The sequence below is a fragment of the Rhizobium sp. SYY.PMSO genome, assembly GCF_046840415.1.
Classification (GTDB): Bacteria; Pseudomonadota; Alphaproteobacteria; order Rhizobiales; family Rhizobiaceae; genus Rhizobium.
This window is the reverse complement of sequence record NZ_CP177350.1, coordinates 1,143,525-1,160,480: the sequence shown is the minus strand read 5'-3', so window position 1 is coordinate 1,160,480 and position 16,956 is coordinate 1,143,525. Positions and strand designations below refer to the sequence as shown.

Sequence of the window (16,956 nt, the reverse complement as noted above, 5' to 3'; positions counted from 1 at the left end):
GCTCGCGGCTCAGGCGAAGACGATCTGCGCCTTCATGGCCTTGCTTCGATCAGACGCAATCTCGAACGCGCTGATCGCGTCGGCAAGCGGCACCGTATGAGTGATGAGCGGCCGTACGTCAATAAGGCGCTTGCGCATCAGGTCGACGCCGACGGCAAACTCCTCGTGAAAGCGGAAAGAGCCGCGCAGCTCCAGTTCCTTGGCGGTAATCGCCATCATCGGCAGGCTCATGTCGCCGCCGAGGCCGAGTTGCACGATGATGCCGCGCGGGCGAAGCGCGGCAATGCCGCCGACCAGCGCCACGGCCGCCCCCGAGCACTCGTAGAGCACATCGAAAGTGCCCTTGTCGGCGGAGTAGGCGGCCAAGGCCTCCGGCTCGCTCTTCGTGTTGATGATCCGGTCGGCGCCCACCTGCCTGGCCAGCGACAGGGTGAAATCCGAAAGGTCGGTCGCCACGATCTCTGCGGCACCCGCCCGGCGCGCAGCCAGGATCGACAGGACGCCGATCGGACCGCAACCCGTTACGAGGACGCGCTTGCCCAGCATCTCGCCGGCGCGTCGCGTCGCATGCAGGGTCACGGCCAGCGGCTCGGCCATGGCAGCTTCGCCCGCCGTCAGCCCATCGGCCGGCACGCATTGAATGGCATCCGCGACAAGCGTCTCGCGAAATGCCCCCTGAATATGCGGAAAGGGCATGGCACTGCCGTAGAAGCGCATGTTGAGGCATTGATTGGGCAGTCCCTGCAGGCAGTAGCGGCAGGTCCGGCAGGGGCGGGACGGAGAAACCGCAACGAGTTGGCCGACCTCCAGACCTTGCACCCCGGGGCCGAGTGCGGTCACGGTCGCGCTGACCTCGTGCCCCAGGATCATCGGCTCCTTCAGGCGGACGGTGCCGAAGCCGCCGTGATTGTAATAATGCAGATCGCTGCCGCAGACCCCGCCGGTCGCGAGTTTCAGCTTGACTTCTCCGGCGCCCGGTTCCTCCTCCGGACGATCCTCGATCCGCACATCCTTGGCGGCGTGAGCAACGATGGCTTTCATGTCTTCCTCCTTAAAGAACGGGTGTCGGCAGAGTCTGGCCGGCGAAATGGGCAGCAAGATTGTCGCGCAACAACTGCCCCATGGCCTTGCGCGTCTCCACCGTGCCGGAAGCATGATGGGGTTGCAGCAGGACGTTATCGAGTGCAAGGAAGCGCGGATTGAGCTTCGGCTCGCCTTCGAAGACGTCGAGCGCGGCCCATCCGAGCCTGCCGGTCTCCAGCGCCTGCAGCAAAGCGTCCTCATCGATATTGGAGGCTCTGGATATGTTGATCAACATGCCGTCCGGGCCGAGCGCCTCGATCACTTCCCGACCGACGATATGCCGGGTCGTTGCGGAGGCGGCGAGCGTGACGAACAAGAAGTCCGACTGTCGCGCCAGTTCGACAGGGTCGGCGACGAACGTCAACTCCGAAGCATACGGCTTGGCATCGACATCGGAGTAGGCGATCTGCATGTCGAAGCCCTTCAGGCGCTTGGCAACCTCGAAACCGATCCGGCCGAGGCCAAGCACGCCGGCGCGCCGCCCCCAGACGCGGCGTTTCAACGGGTAGAGCCCCTTTTCCGCCCAGCTGCCATCGCGCACCCAGCTTTCGGCGCCGATCATGCCGCGCGATTGGCAGAGCATCATGGCGATCCCGAGATCCGCTACGTCATTGGTCAGGACGTCGGGCGTATTGGTGACGCGGATGGCGCGCTCGCGACAGGCTTGCAGATCAACCGCATCAAAGCCGACGCCATAGACTGAAATGACCTCCAGATTGGGGCAGGCCTCTATCATCGCACGATCGGCGCCGAGCTCGCCGCGCGTGGCAATGCCCCTGATCGATGGCCCGACCTCGGCAAGCAGTTTTGCCTTGTCCGCAGCTTCGAAATAGCGATGGACCTGAAACGCGTCGTCGAGAGGTTCCTGATCCCATTGCGGGTAGGGGCCAATTTGCAGGATCGCTGGCTTGCTCATCGTTTACGTCATTCCCTTGACATTGAATGTTATCGATAACATAAACAGGAGAAGCAATCATTGTCGAGATGAAAAAACGGAGGAAACGATGTCTCTTGGCCTCTTCGATCTGAAAGGGCGCCGCGCGCTGGTGACGGGTTCGTCGCAAGGGATCGGGCTTGCGCTTGCCAAAGGACTGGCGGCGGCCGGCGCGGAGCCGATCCTCAATGGCCGGGACAGGGACAAGCTCGCCACGGCGGCTGAAAGCTTCGAAGGCAGCGTGCATGTGCTGGCATTCGATGCCACCGATCACGGCGCGGCGCGCGACGCTGTCGATGATTTCGAGGCCCGGACGGGTGCGATCGACATCCTCGTCAACAATGCCGGCATGCAGTTCCGCACGCCGCTTGAAGATTTTCCCGCCGATGCCTTCGAGCGGCTGCTGCGGACGAACATATCGAGCGTTTTCAACGTCGGTCAGGCCGTGGCACGTCACATGATCAAACGGGGCGCCGGAAAGATCATCAATATCGCGAGCGTGCAGACGGCGCTGGCGCGGCCATCGATCGCACCCTATACCGCGACGAAGGGAGCGGTCGGCAATCTGACGAAGGGCATGGCGACGGATTGGGCCAGGCATGGGCTGCAATGCAACGCCATCGCGCCCGGTTATTTCGATACGCCATTGAATGCAGCGCTCGTTGCCGATGCCGATTTCTCGGCATGGCTCGAAAAACGTACGCCGGCCGGCCGGTGGGGGCGCGTCGAGGAACTGGTCGGCGCCTGCGTTTTCCTGGCGTCGGACGCTTCGTCGTTTGTCAACGGGCATGTGCTCTACGTCGATGGCGGCATCACGGCTTCGCTCTGAGGCCTCCTGCCATTCGCAGAAAGGGCATATTATTTTGATGGTGACGATAAGATGGGCCGTTGATGAGCAATCATCGTAAAACGCCGACCATGGCCGATATAGCCCGCGTCATGGGAGTGTCTCCGATGACGGTATCGCGCGCCTTCAAGGCGGATAGCCTGGTCAGCGCGGAGACCCGCGAAACCATTCTGAGAACAGCCGAAGAACTGGGCTACGTCTTCGACAGCACGGCCGCCAACCTGCGTTCGCAGAAATCGGGCTTTGTCGCGGTCACTATTCCTTCCATCAACAATGCCAATTTCGCCGATACTGTCGGCGGGCTCTCCGATACCTTGTCGCGGCGGGACATGCAGATCCTGCTTGGCTACACGAACTATAATGTCGAAGAAGAAGAGCGGCTGATCGAGCAACTGCTTCGCCGCAAGCCGCAGGCGATCGTCGTGACCGGCGGTACGCATACGCAGCGCGCGCGCCGGCTTTTGCAGACGGTGGCAATTCCCGTCATCGAGACCTGGGACATCCCGGCCGATCCGATCGGCCACTACGTCGGCTTTTCCAATGCGGTCGTCATGCGCGACATGGTGGATCATTTCGTTGCCCTCGGCTGTCGGCGCATCGCCTTCATCGGCGGCGATGTCGAGCGTGATGCGCGCGGCAGCGAGCGCAGGCGCGGCTTCGTCGCGGCGATGCAGGCGCATGGCCTCGATCCATCCAGGCTGATCGCTGCGGGGCCGCCCCCGATCTCCATGCGTGAAGGCGCCGATGCCATGGCGAGGCTGATCGAACTCTATCCCGATACCGAGGCGATCGTCTGTGTTTCGGATCTGGCCGCCTATGGCGCACTCACGGAATGCCATCGGCTTGGCATTGCCGTTCCCGACCGCTTTTCCATCGGCGGATTCGGAAATTATGAAATCGGCGAGGTCTGCGTACCGACGCTGACGACGATCAATGCCCATGCGCGCGAAATCGGTGAGCGGACCGCCGAACTGATCCTCGATATTCTCGATGGTTCGCGGCCCGGTGCCGATGTGAAGATCGAGCCCCGGCTGATCGCGCGCGACAGCAGCCGCGTGTTGTTGCCCCGCCATTGAGAGGAATGGCGCGGGCCGCGCCATGTCCTGCTGCCGGGATTACCGATTTCGGATCTACCCGCCCGCGGCTCCACGATCCCACAGCATCGATGGGAGTGCGATCAATGCGGCCAGACGATCGTTCGGAGGGGATTACTCGCCGACAGCGGTCACGATGCGGCAGAGGTTCTTGCTGACGCCGGGAGCCACTTGTCCCGCCTGCACGATGAACACCGCATCGACGCGGCTGCCTTTGCCGTTCTTTCGCACGACGACACGCAAGGTCTGGGGTCTGCCGGATCCGCTTGTTTCCTGTTGAGCGGTCAGCGTGCCGAGCTTCTTCTCCACGTTCACATCGACAAAACCCTCGGCGAGAACGGCGCGCGATACTTTGTCAAAAGCGGCATTGGGATTGACGGACGGAAAAACCATCCAGGTCTTGTAGGTAATGCCCGTAACCAATGGGACGCCGCTGCTTTCGAAATGATTCGAGCACGTATCGGCGAATGCCGGTGTCGTTGAAAGAAGGCCGAGAGCAAAGGCGCAAGCTATCCTTGTAAGCATGATTTCATAGCCTCTTGGCAGGTGGAGAGACCGTGCAGGTCAGCACGGGCGTTAGTGAATACTAGGAGAGAGCGGATGTGTCTATTGAAGGCTGCACGCATGAATAGAGAGTTTTAGGCAGGAGGCCATGCCCGATATCCCGGAAATCGACCCACGGAGAAACTAGGTCGACATACCGGATTGACAATGGGAGGGAGCGCGCATTCGGCATTCCCTTTTCCGAACGTTGCCGTTGATTCGCATTTTCCCTTCATATTTCAGCGATAAGCCGCATTCGAAGGTGCTAAAAACTCCAGTTTCGAGGGCTTATGTCCATAAGCGGTTGCTATTTGGACACAATGGTAAACAACCGAACCGTCATAATTCATTATTTATTAGGCTCGCATATTGCCTCCCGCCTTCTGGTTGATATTTCTGCCTTGCCTTTAACATCCGAAGGAGGTTCGGGAATGCGGAAATTGGCGGCGATTTTACCCTTGGTTGTCCTCAGCGCCTGTGCAAGGCCGTCCGATGGACCAAGCGCCGGTAATATTCGCAATGCGACCATGCCATACACTCACGAGCGGATTCCGGTCGTGCCGCTGTCGTCGGCTCCGATGGGCGGCCAGGTCGTGGCACCCTCCTACGCTCCCACCGATCGCGGTCTCGCCAGCTTGCGTTCGGGCGGCTTTTCGGATGCGCGGCTTCGTCCCGGCGATGTCTTCGACGTGACGGTGCTGGATACCGGCGAAGACGGATTGTTGTCGGCCACCCAGAGCAAGTCGCTCAATCTCGGCCGCTTTACCGTCGATTCCCGCGGTTTCGTCACCATGCCCTATGTCGGCAAGCAGCGGGTAATCGATTCGACGCCGGAGGGCCTGCAGTCGCAGATCGTAACGGCCCTCAAGGGATCCTCCGTCAACCCTCAGGCCGTCGTGACGGTCGTCGATAAACCCTCGAGCGCGGTAACGGTCGATGGCAAGGTTCGCTCTGCCGGCCGCTTCCCGCTGACGGCGCGCAAGGAACGCGTGCTTGATGTCATCGCTCTTGCCGGAGGCGCGTCCTCCTCGCCGAGCAATGCGACTGTAACGCTGACCCGTGGTTCGCAGCGCGCCACTGCGCCGCTGGATCGCATTTTGCAGGACGACAAGCAGAACGTACGCCTTCTCCCCGGCGATCAGGTGTTCGTCGATGGCGCGTCGCAAAGCTTCACCGCACTTGGCGCCTTCAAGAGCGTCGGCGAATTCCCGCTGGAACCGGGCAAGACGACCTTGGCGCAAGCGCTCGCGCGTGCCGGCGGCCTGCTCGACGATCGCGCCGATTCCCGCAATTTCTACCTCTTCCGCAATCAGAAGACCTATTCGCAGGCCGCCGCCCCGCTGGCCAAGGGAGCAAGCGTGCCGACGGTCGTTTCCGTCAAGCCCGTCATTTATAGCGTCAACCTGAAGGATGTTTCGAATTTCGTGCTGATGCAGCAGTTCAAGATGCAGGATGGCGACACGATCTATGCCAGCAATGCCGGCATGGTGGATGCGGCCAAGCTGTTGACCGTCTATCAGAAGAGCGTGCCGACCGCTGCGGCGCCGCTTCCGGGCAGTTCCGCCTCGAACTGAGCGGATTGGAACTACGCCTCATTCATCGAAGCAAGCGCCGCCAAAGCATCGGGCGGCCTTTTCGAGCGGCAATCGGCCATCAACCGCAGGGCCAGCGCCTTTAGCTGCTCGACTGTTTCGCCTGCGTCGTCGCAATGGTCGAGAAGCAGGCTGATTACGCAGCCGGCGGAATAAAGATCGGCGCGTGGGTCGGCGGCTGAATTGGCCGATATTTCCGGGGCCGTGAAACCCGGCGTCGCCGATTTTGCGATATCGAGATCCTGGTAGCAGGCGCCGCGCTCCATTGCCGTGCCGAAATCGGCGATCTTCAATTGATTGAAATCACCATCACGCAGCAGAAGGTTCGCGGGCGAAATATCGCCGTGCACATAGCCAGCCTCATGAATGGCCCCCAGCCCGAGGAGCAGGGATTTCGTTGCAGTCCTGATATCCACCGAAGAAAGCGCACCAGCGGCCAATCGTTGCGACAAGGACGGCCCGATCCATTCCATGATGATCGCCGGACGACCGTCAGGCAGGCGGATGGCGCATCGCGCGGCGGCGAGATTGCTGTTGCAAAGCAGCATACCGATGCGGGCCTCGCGCAGCAGCGAAGCGACGGCGGCCGCGTCATTCGCCCGATCGACCCCGATTGTTTTCATGGCATGAAGCGTGCCGAGGTCGCGGTGGCGCAATCGGCTGATTTCCGTCCGTCCATTGCGGTGAACGCCGGCCTCGACCAGAAAGCTGTTGCCGATGAAGGACGGGGCATCGTCGGTCAGGGAAGGCAGGCGCCGGTCCAGCGTATCACGCAATCGATCGATCAGCAGATCGCGGATGTCTTTCGGCCGCTCGGTTTCGCCATTGTGGGTCAGAAGACGCAGCAGCCCGGCAAAACTGGCTGCGATCCGCCTCATCTCCTCGGTGTCCGGATATCCGTTCATGGCGCGCCGATGACGATGGCGCTGACATTTTCGCGGCAATTGGCGATCAGCGCCTCCTGGATCAGCGCCTCGGCCGCCTGTTCCAGCGGCGTCTCGATCAGGATCTCGGCTATGATGCGATCGGTAAGCGTGCGCGACAGCGGGCCGCTGGCGAGCAGAAGCCGGTCGTCACGTTGAAACCGGTCGCCGACGGTTTCGGAGACGAACTGGTCCTTCAGTCCCAGCCCGCGGCCAAGCGTGCGCCGGAGGCCGATGTCGATATGATCGCGGGTCAGAAGCCGCATCATGCCATCGCGCAGCAGGTAACATCGCGCGTCTCCTGCCCATATGGCAGCGAATTCGCCGTCAAGCAGTGCGGCCGTTACGATGCTGGCGATGGGAGGTTCCCGTTCGATGTTCGCTCCCTTGGCGCGCAGGATGGCATGCGCATGGCTGAGCTTGCTCTTGATGTCCTGCACCAGGCCTTGCAGGTTTTCCCGCTCGGGTATCCCGGCTAATATACCTGTGGCGATCCTTGCCGCCTCGATGGCGCCGATGCCGTTGCCGACGCCATCCGCGATTGCGAAAATGTGCGGCGCATCGCTGAGAAGGAGTGCGTCGGCGTTCAAGGAAAGGCGTGTTCCGGCGTGGCTGGCGTGGCTGTGCGCTATTGCCCATTCCGCTCGGGCCGCTGCCGCTGGTTCCGGCTCCCTGATTGCGGCAGGGGTGGCGGCACGCACCGGCGGCGGTTCGGCTGATACGGGCAAGCTGGGTGCTTCCGCCGTAACCAGTTTGACGAAATCCTGCGCCGTCGGGGCTGCCATGGTGCGGAATCCCTTGCCATGGCGGCTGCCGGGATTGATGCGCCACCAGAGCGAGGCTGGCGTCCTCATCTCGTCAGGGCTCGCAGATTGCGTCGCGGCCGACCGCTTGTCGATGAAAGGCGCGCGGAGCCGCCTGATGCCCTCGATGAACCGCTGCATCTCGAAATCGGCTTTTTCGGAGCTCTCCGCCAGCGCCTCGGCGGCGGTAAACCAGCTGTTGTCTTCGCACAGATCGCGTAACTGGCCGGAAAAGCGCTGCAACTGGGCGGCGATGATCAGGGGAAAGCTTCTGCCGACGCGATCGCGGCTGGGCAGGAGGACGCCGGCAATGGCGGTTGGCCCCCAGACACCGTTGCCGACGACGAAGCGCCAGGCCGTCGTCGCGTGAAACGGCCGGCGCCAGTCCGGTCCCAATGCGGCTTCCAGCGCGATGAGGCCGCTGCGGCTCCATTGATCGAGCTCGCTCCGCAGACGCAGACCGAGCGCCGAAGAGACGAAATCGCCGTGCGTCGGCAATTTTCCGAAAAAGCCGATCGCGTCGGCTTGCATCGGCGATTGGGTGCGGGCGAGGGGTTCGTTCATCGGCGGACCGTCAAAATTGGGTCGGGCAGCTGAAATCGGACAATGCCTGTAGCCGGAACGGATTGAGCACCGAACCGAACTGCACGTCGAACTCCGCCGTCCGGCCGTCCTTGTCATCGAAGCGCGCCCGGAAAAGATCGGGGCCCTCGACCGTCACTTTCGCCGCATCGAACAGGCGGAAGGGCGACCAGTCGCCGTTCTGCATCATGGCTTCATCCCAGTTGCCGGGCAAAAATACGATCCGGGACTGGTTCTCCGCGCCGGCTGCCGGCCACGCGATGGATTTTGGCACCACCCGTCCGTGATTATAGACGACGCGTTCGCCGCCGATTTCCATGAGCACGGCGTTGGCCGAATCCGAGAGCGAAATCGGCTTCACGTTGATGGCGATTGCAGGTTTCTCGCTGCCGGCCGGGAAGAAGGCGTGCTCGATCTTGCTGGCGTTTTCGAACTGCGCGATCGCCTGACTGGGGATGCTGTCACCGCCGAAAGTCCCACGCCACCCCCAGGGCTGCGCGCTTGTATCTACAAACGCTTCCAGCCGATTCTTAAAGAAGGACTGGAACAATCCCTGCGGGCCGAACAGCCGGACAAAGTCCGCCATGGCGATATCCTGACCGGAGGAGCGGTCGAAGGGATATCGACCGGCAACGATGCGGGCACACAGGTCGGCGCCTTCGCTTGCCCAAAGGTCGTTGATACGGGCGCGCGCCGTCTTGACCGCCAGTGATCCGATATCGGCGGCAACGGCGACCATCCATGCATCGGCGGGCGCGGGAAGCCCGCGGGCCTGCTGCAGCAGATCCTGGTTGGCATTCGCGAGCTGTCCGCCGGCGTCGAAGACACGGGCGACCTCCGCCGTCGAGTTCGCGGCACGGGACAACTGGCCGTAGATGTTTTGCAGGGTCGGCTGGAGGCTCTGGATCTGCGAGCGCGGCTTATCGCTGCCGCTTTGGTCGTTGCCGTCGCGGGACGCTGGCTGCGCGTCGGTGGCATTCGGCTCAAGGGCAGCCCGCAGCGGACCGTATGGGTCGGGCGCACTCACGGCGCCTGCTGTTGCGGCTGTCAGGGCTGCATCCGGAACATCGTCGAGCGCGGCAACTTCCGTGCCCGAAGCCGGACGCAGGTCCGTGGCTGCGGCGATGGATTTCAGCACCATCTCCACCGGGCTCGGATTGGCCGCCAGGATGCGCGCCGTCTCGGTCGCATCGGCAAGGTTGCCCGACGGCCGCACCTGGAGATCGGCGAGAAGCGACGACCAATGCTGCTGGAAGGCATCGAAATAAAGCTGCAATGCCGCCTGCGAAATCACATCCGTGGTCATCCCCGCGGGAACCGGGTCATTGTCACCCCGTACCCATTGCTCCTTGAGTGCTTCCGAAGCGGCGGCAACGACGGTCGGCAGCACTACCTCACGATAACCCTTGCCGGTAAAAATTCCGGGAATGCCATCACGTAGCGTCGCCTTGGACTTGCGCTGGAAGATCTGGGCGCCGAGCGGCCCCAATCCATCGGCGGGAAGCCAGGCATCCAGTTGGCGGGCCTGACGCGAATGCGTCAGGATGTCGTAAGCACGGGCCGCGAGGCTCTGTGAGTGGATCGTCTCGCGAGCCTTGGCGATCAGATCGGTATCCAGCTCGATCGCGGGCAGGCTGCCGTCGGCCATGGCCTCGACATGCGTGAGAAGAGCCTTGCGCGTGGCGGCTCGTCCTTCACCCTTATAGAGCGCCGCAAACATATCTTCAGACTGCTGTGAGACAAATTCCCTGTCGACCGGCCCCATCCCGCCGAGCATACCGTAGAACTTCAAGGCATCGAACGTCTTCTGCACATCCGATGTCTGCTTGAGCTCATTTTGCAGTTCTACCAGCATACGCGGCAAGAGAAGCGCGTTCAGCGCGCGTTGATAGGCCCCGCGCTGGCGGCTGGCGATCTTGTCTTTCTGGTCGAGGCCAAAGCTCGTCGGCCAGAGGCGAGCCTCGTCGAAGCCGCCGGTCACAGCCCGCAGATTGTCGAGCGCCGGCAAGACGCGCAGGAAATCCGCATCGGTAACATCGCGCACCGGAATGCCGGTCGCCAGCTTCTCGTAGTTGTCGATGCGCCGTTCGGCGGCGGCAATCGCGCGCGAATTCTGGAAGTAGGTCGCCGTCCACCCGGTAAAGACGATCGCGAGCGCGAGGGCGGCGGCACCATAGGCAATTCGCCTGATCATGGCCTGCCGGCCCGACAGGCGCCTGTCGCGGGCAACAAGCGACGCCTCGCCGAAGATCACGTCCTTGAAGAGACGCGACAGGAAATAGCTGCGGCGCGTGCGCGGCGTTTCCGTCTCGCGGCTCTGCGTGCCGGAAGCGAAGTAGACGCCGCGAACGAGGGGAGCTTCGACGAGATTGGACGACGAGCAAAGCTCCGTCAATAGTTCCTGCAGGCGCTCGCCCAGCGAGGCGAGTTCGGCGGGAAAGCGGAAGATGCGGCCGCGAACCTCGACATTCGGCTCCTGCTGCAGGCGCTCGATCAGCATGGCATCGACCCGCTGCTGCAGCAGCGCGAATTCTTCCATGAAGCGCTCCGGCAGGTTCTGCCCCTTGTAGCTTTCGTCGAGATCGAAGGTCGTGCCCCAGACCTGCTCTCGGTCGGTTTTCGCGAGACCGTCGAAGAATTCGACAAAGCCCGTCAAGAGATCGGCCTTGGTCAGAACGACATAGACCGGCACGCGGGCATGCAGGAACTCGTCGAGCTCCGACAGCCGCTTGCGGATGGAACGCACCTCTTCGAGCTGTATTTCGTGATCGCGGCTGAGAAGGTCGCCGATCGAGAGCGTGACGAGCGCGCCGTTGATCGGCTGCGAGCGGCGATATTTGCGCAACAGCCCGAGAAAGCCTTCCCATCCGGCTTTCGACGCACCGTTCAAATCGTCCTGTGTGGTATAACGGCCAGCGGTATCGATCAGGATGGCTTCGTCGGCGAACCACCAATTGCAGTTGCGGGTGCCGCCGGCGCCCTGCACCGAATTGCTTCCCATCGCATCGCCGAGCGGGAACTTCAGGCCCGAATTGGTCAGCGCCGTCGTCTTTCCCGATCCCGGAGCGCCGAAGATGACGTACCAGGGAAGTTCGTAAATATAGCCGAAGCGCTTTTTGCTGATGCGGCGCAGCAGCAGCAGGGCTTCCTTCAGGCGGCTGTGGATTTCACCCACCTCCGCCTGCTGGCTGGCCGCATCGTCGGCGATACCGTCCACCAGCGCCTTGTCGCGTTTGCGGGCGCGCAGCGTCGAGACGAGCAGGTAGATGAGCCAGCCGGCGATGATGACGCCGATCGCGATCATCCGCGCGCCGGCGCCCGACAGCGGCTTGAAGCCGCCATAGCCGACCATGGAGCCGTAGAACCAGACGACGATGCAAATCGCCGCAACCCAGATCAACGATATGAAGCGCTGGCCGAGAAGGCCGGCATAGGCGGAGACGTAGGAGCGAAGCGTATAAAACGCGCCAAGCGGGTTCATCGGGCTCCTCCCGTGGTCGTTGCAGGCGCCGGCATGTTGCCGGTCTGCGTCTGAGGTGTGGCCTGCGGATTGAGGGCCGCGTCGCCGAGGCGCTGCGTCGGGTCGGTCAGCACCAGTATTTCCGTCCGGCGATTTGCCTCGCGGCCTTCCTGCGTGTCGTTGCTGGCGAGCGGGTCGCTATCGGCGCGTCCCTCGGTCAGGATCGCATCCTTGCCGGTATAGGTCGCGAGGATATCGCCGACGGCGCGGGCCCGAGCCTCGGAAAGATGCCAGTTCGACGGGAACTGCGCGGTGCGGATCGGCACGTTGTCGGTATAGCCGACGACGACGGCGCGGAATTTTTCGGAGGCGAGCGCCCCGCCGATGTGCTGGAGGAGATCGCGGAATTTATCGCTGACGTCGGCGCTGCCCGTGTCGAACAGGCCGGAATTGTTGATGCGCACCAGCAGCCGGCCGTTGGAGTTCGAGAGCGTGACCAGCTTGCGGTCGACCTCCGGCTGCAGGAAGGCAAGCAGATTGTCGAGCGGGGTCGGCTGCGGCTTGACCTCCACCGGCGGCGGTGTTTCCGGCGGCTTTTTCACGGGCGGCGGCGTCTGCGCGACGACTTCCTTCGGCTTCGGCGTCTCGATCAGAACGCTTGGCGTATCGCGCGGCGGCAGGTTGGCCAGGCGCTCGAAGGTCGCGTCGGAGGCGCTATTCAGCGACAGCGTGAAGAACATGTAGCCGAGTGCAAACAGAAGCGCGAGCACGGAAAGGATGGTCCAAAGCGCGACGGCGGTGCGCAAGGGCTTGTGGCGCGCGGAAACGCCACGCCAATGTGGCGACAGCTCGCGCTCGAAGACGCCGTACTGGCCGAGCAGTGTCTTGTACAGGCTATCGCGAATACGCCCGAGTTCCAGAGATCCGCGCGGCGAAACGCGTGTGCGGCCCTCGAAGGCGAGCGACAGGCAGAGATATATGAGAAGGAGCAGGTCCTTGTTGGTGCCGGGGCTCTGCTGGAAATGGTCCAGCAGATCGAAGACACGATCGCCGCCGGTCACGTCCATGTGGAAGGTCGAAACCAGACCGGAGCGCGCCCAGCCGGCGCGCACGCCCCAGCGCTTGCTCAGAACCACGTCGTCGATGGTCGCGCAGACGACGTAATGGGCCGCGCGTGCCCGCTCCGGGCTGATGCGCGCGCTCGCGAGATCGCGCTCGTAGCGTCCGACCGCATCGATCGTCACCTGCCGCAACTCGGCAATGTCAGGTTGCTCTTCGGTGTTGCGCAAGCTGTGGGCGAGGTTGAGCAATGGCGCTGCCGAGCGCACGATGGTCGGAACGTCCTCGCCGCCGAAGCGAAAGCCGCGGATCAAGGCATCGACGGACCAGCCGCCGTTCGCTTCGCCAGCCTTGCCGCTTGGCTGCCGGTCCAGCTCGTCATCCAGCAGATCGGCCATCTTGCGGGCGGCGTCGTTCTTGCGGGCGCCGTCTTCCGTCAATTCGATGATCGTCGGCAGCTCGTGCCAGGGTGTTGAGCGTGGTGTGTTCATTCTCTGAGGGCCCACAGTTCCATCTCAAGGCCAGGGAAGTCGCCCGCGAGATGCAGCGCGATCGCGCCGGAGGTATCAAGCTGTTTCCAAAGCGGATTTTTCGTATCGAGCTCGAAATAGATCGTGCCCGAGCGGTAGGGCAGCTGCCGCGGCAGTACCGGGAGGGGGCGGACGGGAATGCCCGGCAGCGCGACGTTGACGAGTTCGGCGATCCGCTCCACCGGACCGATCTTGATCTGTGCGGGCAGCTTGCGGCGCACATCCTCGGCCGACATTTCGGCGCGGACGGCAAGCACGAAACCGGCATCTTTCAGCAGGGAGCGGTCGTTGATGGTGCCGACACGCACGTCATGGCGCCGCTCGATGAGCTCGATTGCCACCGCAGCCTGTTCCAGCACTGCGGAAAGAGACGTGCGCAAATCATTGAAGACAGCGGAAAATGTCGCCTTCAGATCGTCGTGGCGATAGGGCGGAAAATCGCTGGCGCGCTTGCGGTCGGTCGTGAAGGTCGCAAGCTCACCCGCAAGCTGAATGCATTCTTCATAAAAGGTCATCGGATGCAGTCGCGATGCATTCGCCGCAATATGGCGCAGCATCGGATCGGCGCGATTGAGGATGTGGAGCAGAAAATAGTCGCCCACTTCCGCGGTTCCGCGGACCGTGGGATCGCCGATGCGTTCGGCAATGGCTTCGGCGCGATGACGCACGATGCCGAGCAGCTCGGTGATGAGCTCATTCAGCCGTGCTTCGGCGGCGCAATTCAGCGAGGGAGCTATATAGTCCGGATCGAGAATGACCGATCGGTCGGAGCGAACCTCGATGATACGTGCAAGGCCGATCAGATCGTAACCCGCAAGCTCGTCGCCGGTCTTCAGGTAGCGCAGGCTCAGGCGGCCGACATCGATCGGCGCCATGAAGTCGGTTTCCATATTCGCATCCGGCGCCTCATATTGCGAGGCGGTGATGCGCACGCTGTTGCGCATCGCGCTGCCGTTCATGGCGACGTCGGCTCTCCCGGGCTGTCGCGTCGGCAGGGCCAGATAGACGATGGCGTTCTTGGTGGAATCGTCGAGTTCGAGCGGAGGAGGCAGATCCGCATCAACAGGCGCTTCGAATGGCGTCCCATCGGGCAGGATGCCGCGCAGGTTCGACAGCGCAAACTGGCCGATGGCAAGCGCGCTGCGATCGATGCCGATTTCCGCGATCCCCCAGGGATAGGGCGCAAGTCCCCGCGCGGTCGTGCGAACCAGCCGCTCCGTCCAGCGGTCGGCCTGCTGAAAATGCTGCACGCGAAGGAACATGCCCTCGCTCCAAGCCACGCGATTTTCGTTCTTCATCGGGTGTTGCCCGTCCTCTCTGCAAAACTGGTGGTATCCTGCTCGTTCTCTCCGTCCGCGGAGGCGCGAAATGCCTCGGCCAGGAGGTCGCGGACGGAAATGCTCTTTCCGTCCTTTTCGAACTGCGTGCGGTAAGCCTTCCAATAGTCGCCATTGCCGCGCCAAAGTGCCTTGCGCGGGGAAGCGTCGACATGCGCCTCGATCATGCGGGGCTCGAACATCCGGTTGGCTTCGCGCACCAGGTTTTCAAGCCCGGCATTGAGGGCGGATTGCCTCGAAATGACTCGTCGCAGACGGTCGGCAAGCTGCTCGCTCCGTTCGCGGCTGAACAGTGAAGCGGACGAGTGAGTAAGGTCGTTCCCAATTCCGAAGATGGATGCCTCGTCATCGACTGTCTGTTCCAGTGTGGAGACGAGCGCTTCGAGCTGCCGCAGCGGATCGAATTGCAGCGCGAAGCTCCTGTCCTCCGCGTCCTGATCAGCCTCGTCGCCGATCCGCATATCGTTGGCGGGAACGATTGTTTTCGCGGTTTCGGCCGCGTCCGCTGCGGGGCTGCGGGCAACGGCGACGGAGACATGAGTCGCCGCGCCATGCTCCAGCTGACTGCCGAGCTCCAAATCGGAGTTCCAGTCGTCCGGAAGGATCGGTTTGATGCCGTTGATGTCAGGCGGGCCGTTCCAGCCGATATCGACGTTCCTGCTCGGCGACTTGCTCTTCTTCGAAGATTGCGGAAGTGCGGCGATCCAGTCATCGCCGTTTCGCTGGCCGAGCAGACCGGTTGCCGTGCTGCCGCCGGGTGCGATGTCGGCAAGAATGGATGAGATCGTCAGCGTCTCATCGCTGAGGCGCAGGTCGGCGGCCGGATCGTCGATGTCGCGGTCGGCTTCCCCCGTGATGACGACGCTGAAGGCGATATCGCCGAATGCGATCCTGGATTTGTCGGCCAGTCTCGCCGTCTCGCCTTCCAGGATCGTCATCTCGTCGACGCGAGTGCCGTTCGCGCTCTGGTCCCGCAGCAGAAAGCCGGCGCGATCGCGCTCGATCACGCAATGGGTCTTCGAAATCTGGCGCTGAGGGTCCGAGACCTGCCAGTCGCAATCCGGCGATCGGCCGAGCGTGCGCTTGCCGCGCTCGAGGAACCATCCCTTGCTGGAGCCTTCTCCCGCGATTTGCCGCAGTTCAAGCCGCATGGCGCCCTCCCTGATCGGATTGTCTTTGCGCGTCGCGCGGCTCGATGATGATGGCATCGCCGCTATCGCGATCCGCCGCCGCGACGCGCGCCCAGCTGTTCCATCCGAGCCTCGGCGGATCATCGTCCGCACCGAGCCGGCAGAAAGGGACATGCTCTTTCTTCAACACGACCTGGATGTCGAAATTGAGCGAGGGATCGACATATAGCCGCGTCAGCGCGAACAGCGCATCGATATTGGCGCTGCCCGGTGAAAGCGACCGGTAGTCGTCATAATCGACAGGTCCAATCACGACGCGGAAACTGCCACCGAAATCATGGACTGCGGCCCCCGCAGTCGCATTGACGCCAAGCTGCACGCCCTGCGGCTGCCCCATGCGACTACGTTCGCCCTCGGGAATGGAAAGCCATTTGCCCTTGAACGATTCGATCGCCACCGGCAGGCCACTGAATTCCTGTAGCATGGCCTGCAGATTGGCCGCATTACGGGTCCGGGCTGCAAAGAAGCCGGAAAAACGGAGGATCAGTTCGTCATCGGGCCGAACCCTTTCCTTCAGCCGCGCCGTTCCGAAGCCGGCCAGCGAGAACAGCGTCTTGATGAAGGTGTTGCCGTTTCTGTCCGGGCTCCATCGCAACCGCCGGGCGAGGCGATATTTCTCGCTCGCATCGACGAAAAGCTCTGCGAGCCGGCTCGTGAACAGATCGAAGAAGCTCGATAGCCCGTGTGCCCGATTGCGCTCCTCGCGGATTACCAGCTCGTTGTAGCTCGGCGGCATTGCCCCAAGCGGGCCGAGCAGTCCGGCCATGCTGGCCCGGACCGTGCCTGTTGCGCCCTTTTTCCTGAAGTCGCTGACGGCAAGGGGAGCCGGCGAAACGCCGGTGGGCGAGGACACCGTCAAATGATCGCCAGCCGCTTGCTGGGCGATGCGAAAAGCCGTCGACGGTTCGAAGCGACCGGGGTCGCTTTCGAGCAGCGCGGCGAGCATTTCGCTGTCATTTGGCCGGAGCTGGTCCATCCT

General features: G+C 62.7%; 13 protein-coding genes. 3 read left to right on the top strand and 10 right to left on the bottom strand.

The annotated features are described in order from the left end of the window. Window positions 1-9 precede the first annotated feature (9 nt). Both ACJJVH_RS23690 and ACJJVH_RS23685 read right to left on the bottom strand, forming a co-directional pair. Window positions 10-1,041, bottom strand: coding sequence for an L-idonate 5-dehydrogenase (locus ACJJVH_RS23690; protein WP_412065308.1), 1,032 nt, complete (start codon window positions 1,039-1,041; stop codon window positions 10-12). A 10-nt stretch (window positions 1,042-1,051) separates the two neighbouring features. After that, window positions 1,052-1,999, bottom strand: a complete 948-nt coding sequence (locus ACJJVH_RS23685) for a 2-hydroxyacid dehydrogenase (RefSeq protein ID WP_113385071.1) — start codon at window positions 1,997-1,999, stop codon at window positions 1,052-1,054. Window positions 2,000-2,087: 88 nt separating this feature from the next. On the opposite strand from ACJJVH_RS23685, the gene ACJJVH_RS23680 reads away from it, so the two are divergent. Together ACJJVH_RS23680 and ACJJVH_RS23675 are read left to right on the top strand one after the other, a co-directional pair. Then, window positions 2,088-2,846 carry an SDR family oxidoreductase gene (locus ACJJVH_RS23680; protein ID WP_112801954.1) on the top strand — a complete coding sequence of 253 codons (759 nt, stop codon included), beginning with the start codon at window positions 2,088-2,090 and terminating at the stop codon, window positions 2,844-2,846. A gap of 62 nt (window positions 2,847-2,908) precedes the next feature. Continuing rightward, on the top strand, window positions 2,909-3,940 hold the full coding sequence (locus tag ACJJVH_RS23675) for a LacI family DNA-binding transcriptional regulator (protein WP_113371739.1): 1,032 nt from the start codon (window positions 2,909-2,911) through the stop codon (window positions 3,938-3,940). 132 nt (window positions 3,941-4,072) lie between these two features. On the opposite strand, the gene ACJJVH_RS23670 is transcribed toward ACJJVH_RS23675, so the two are convergent. Next, window positions 4,073-4,483 carry a hypothetical protein gene (locus ACJJVH_RS23670; protein ID WP_113401123.1) on the bottom strand — a complete coding sequence of 137 codons (411 nt, stop codon included), beginning with the start codon at window positions 4,481-4,483 and terminating at the stop codon, window positions 4,073-4,075. 449 nt (window positions 4,484-4,932) lie between these two features. On the opposite strand from ACJJVH_RS23670, the gene ACJJVH_RS23665 reads away from it, so the two are divergent. Continuing rightward, on the top strand, window positions 4,933-6,075 hold the full coding sequence (locus tag ACJJVH_RS23665) for a polysaccharide biosynthesis/export family protein (protein WP_112801948.1): 1,143 nt from the start codon (window positions 4,933-4,935) through the stop codon (window positions 6,073-6,075). 11 nt (window positions 6,076-6,086) lie between these two features. On the opposite strand, the gene ACJJVH_RS23660 is transcribed toward ACJJVH_RS23665, so the two are convergent. From ACJJVH_RS23660 to tssG, 7 genes are read right to left on the bottom strand one after another with little or no spacing between them, the layout of a single operon-like run. Further along, window positions 6,087-6,971: a protein kinase domain-containing protein gene (locus ACJJVH_RS23660; RefSeq protein ID WP_412065307.1), complete on the bottom strand. Its 885-nt coding sequence runs from the start codon at window positions 6,969-6,971 to the stop codon at window positions 6,087-6,089. Between the two features lie 23 nt (window positions 6,972-6,994). Further along, window positions 6,995-8,383, bottom strand: coding sequence for a type VI secretion system-associated protein TagF (gene tagF / locus ACJJVH_RS23655; RefSeq protein WP_412065306.1), 1,389 nt, complete (start codon window positions 8,381-8,383; stop codon window positions 6,995-6,997). Window positions 8,384-8,393: 10 nt separating this feature from the next. Further along, the gene (gene tssM / locus ACJJVH_RS23650; protein ID WP_412065305.1) at window positions 8,394-11,882 is read right to left on the bottom strand and encodes a type VI secretion system membrane subunit TssM; all 3,489 of its coding nucleotides are present in this window, start codon (window positions 11,880-11,882) and stop codon (window positions 8,394-8,396) included. Next, window positions 11,879-13,411, bottom strand: coding sequence for a type VI secretion system protein TssL, long form (gene tssL, locus ACJJVH_RS23645; RefSeq protein WP_412065304.1), 1,533 nt, complete (start codon window positions 13,409-13,411; stop codon window positions 11,879-11,881). The genes tssM and tssL overlap by 4 nt, the downstream gene beginning before the upstream one ends. Next, window positions 13,408-14,748 (bottom strand): type VI secretion system baseplate subunit TssK, encoded by a 1,341-nt coding sequence (tssK, locus tag ACJJVH_RS23640; RefSeq protein ID WP_412065303.1) that lies wholly within the window; start codon window positions 14,746-14,748, stop codon window positions 13,408-13,410. The genes tssL and tssK overlap by 4 nt, the downstream gene beginning before the upstream one ends. After that, window positions 14,745-15,938 carry an FHA domain-containing protein gene (locus ACJJVH_RS23635; RefSeq protein WP_412065302.1) on the bottom strand — a complete coding sequence of 398 codons (1,194 nt, stop codon included), beginning with the start codon at window positions 15,936-15,938 and terminating at the stop codon, window positions 14,745-14,747. The genes tssK and ACJJVH_RS23635 overlap by 4 nt, the downstream gene beginning before the upstream one ends. Then, a complete protein-coding gene (gene tssG / locus ACJJVH_RS23630; protein ID WP_412065301.1) occupies window positions 15,928-16,953 on the bottom strand; it encodes a type VI secretion system baseplate subunit TssG in 1,026 nt (341 codons plus the stop codon). Before tssG ends, ACJJVH_RS23635 begins: the two co-directional genes overlap by 11 nt. Between the last annotated feature and the right edge of the window lie 3 nt (window positions 16,954-16,956).

What these genes read in the sequence shown, in the direction of transcription:
- ACJJVH_RS23665 (WP_112801948.1), top strand. Translation starts at nt 4,933, where the DNA reads ATGCGGAAATTGGCGGCGATTTTACCCTTGGTTGTCCTCAGCGCCTGT.
- tssL (WP_412065304.1), bottom strand. Translation starts at nt 13,411, where the DNA reads ATGAACACACCACGCTCAACACCCTGGCACGAGCTGCCGACGATCATC.
- ACJJVH_RS23680 (WP_112801954.1), top strand. Translation starts at nt 2,088, where the DNA reads ATGTCTCTTGGCCTCTTCGATCTGAAAGGGCGCCGCGCGCTGGTGACG.
- ACJJVH_RS23670 (WP_113401123.1), bottom strand. Translation starts at nt 4,483, where the DNA reads ATGCTTACAAGGATAGCTTGCGCCTTTGCTCTCGGCCTTCTTTCAACG.
- ACJJVH_RS23685 (WP_113385071.1), bottom strand. Translation starts at nt 1,999, where the DNA reads ATGAGCAAGCCAGCGATCCTGCAAATTGGCCCCTACCCGCAATGGGAT.
- tssM (WP_412065305.1), bottom strand. Translation starts at nt 11,882, where the DNA reads ATGAACCCGCTTGGCGCGTTTTATACGCTTCGCTCCTACGTCTCCGCC.
- ACJJVH_RS23690 (WP_412065308.1), bottom strand. Translation starts at nt 1,041, where the DNA reads ATGAAAGCCATCGTTGCTCACGCCGCCAAGGATGTGCGGATCGAGGAT.
- tssK (WP_412065303.1), bottom strand. Translation starts at nt 14,748, where the DNA reads ATGAAGAACGAAAATCGCGTGGCTTGGAGCGAGGGCATGTTCCTTCGC.
- ACJJVH_RS23635 (WP_412065302.1), bottom strand. Translation starts at nt 15,938, where the DNA reads ATGCGGCTTGAACTGCGGCAAATCGCGGGAGAAGGCTCCAGCAAGGGA.
- ACJJVH_RS23660 (WP_412065307.1), bottom strand. Translation starts at nt 6,971, where the DNA reads ATGAGGCGGATCGCAGCCAGTTTTGCCGGGCTGCTGCGTCTTCTGACC.
- tagF (WP_412065306.1), bottom strand. Translation starts at nt 8,383, where the DNA reads ATGAACGAACCCCTCGCCCGCACCCAATCGCCGATGCAAGCCGACGCG.
- tssG (WP_412065301.1), bottom strand. Translation starts at nt 16,953, where the DNA reads ATGGACCAGCTCCGGCCAAATGACAGCGAAATGCTCGCCGCGCTGCTC.
- ACJJVH_RS23675 (WP_113371739.1), top strand. Translation starts at nt 2,909, where the DNA reads ATGAGCAATCATCGTAAAACGCCGACCATGGCCGATATAGCCCGCGTC.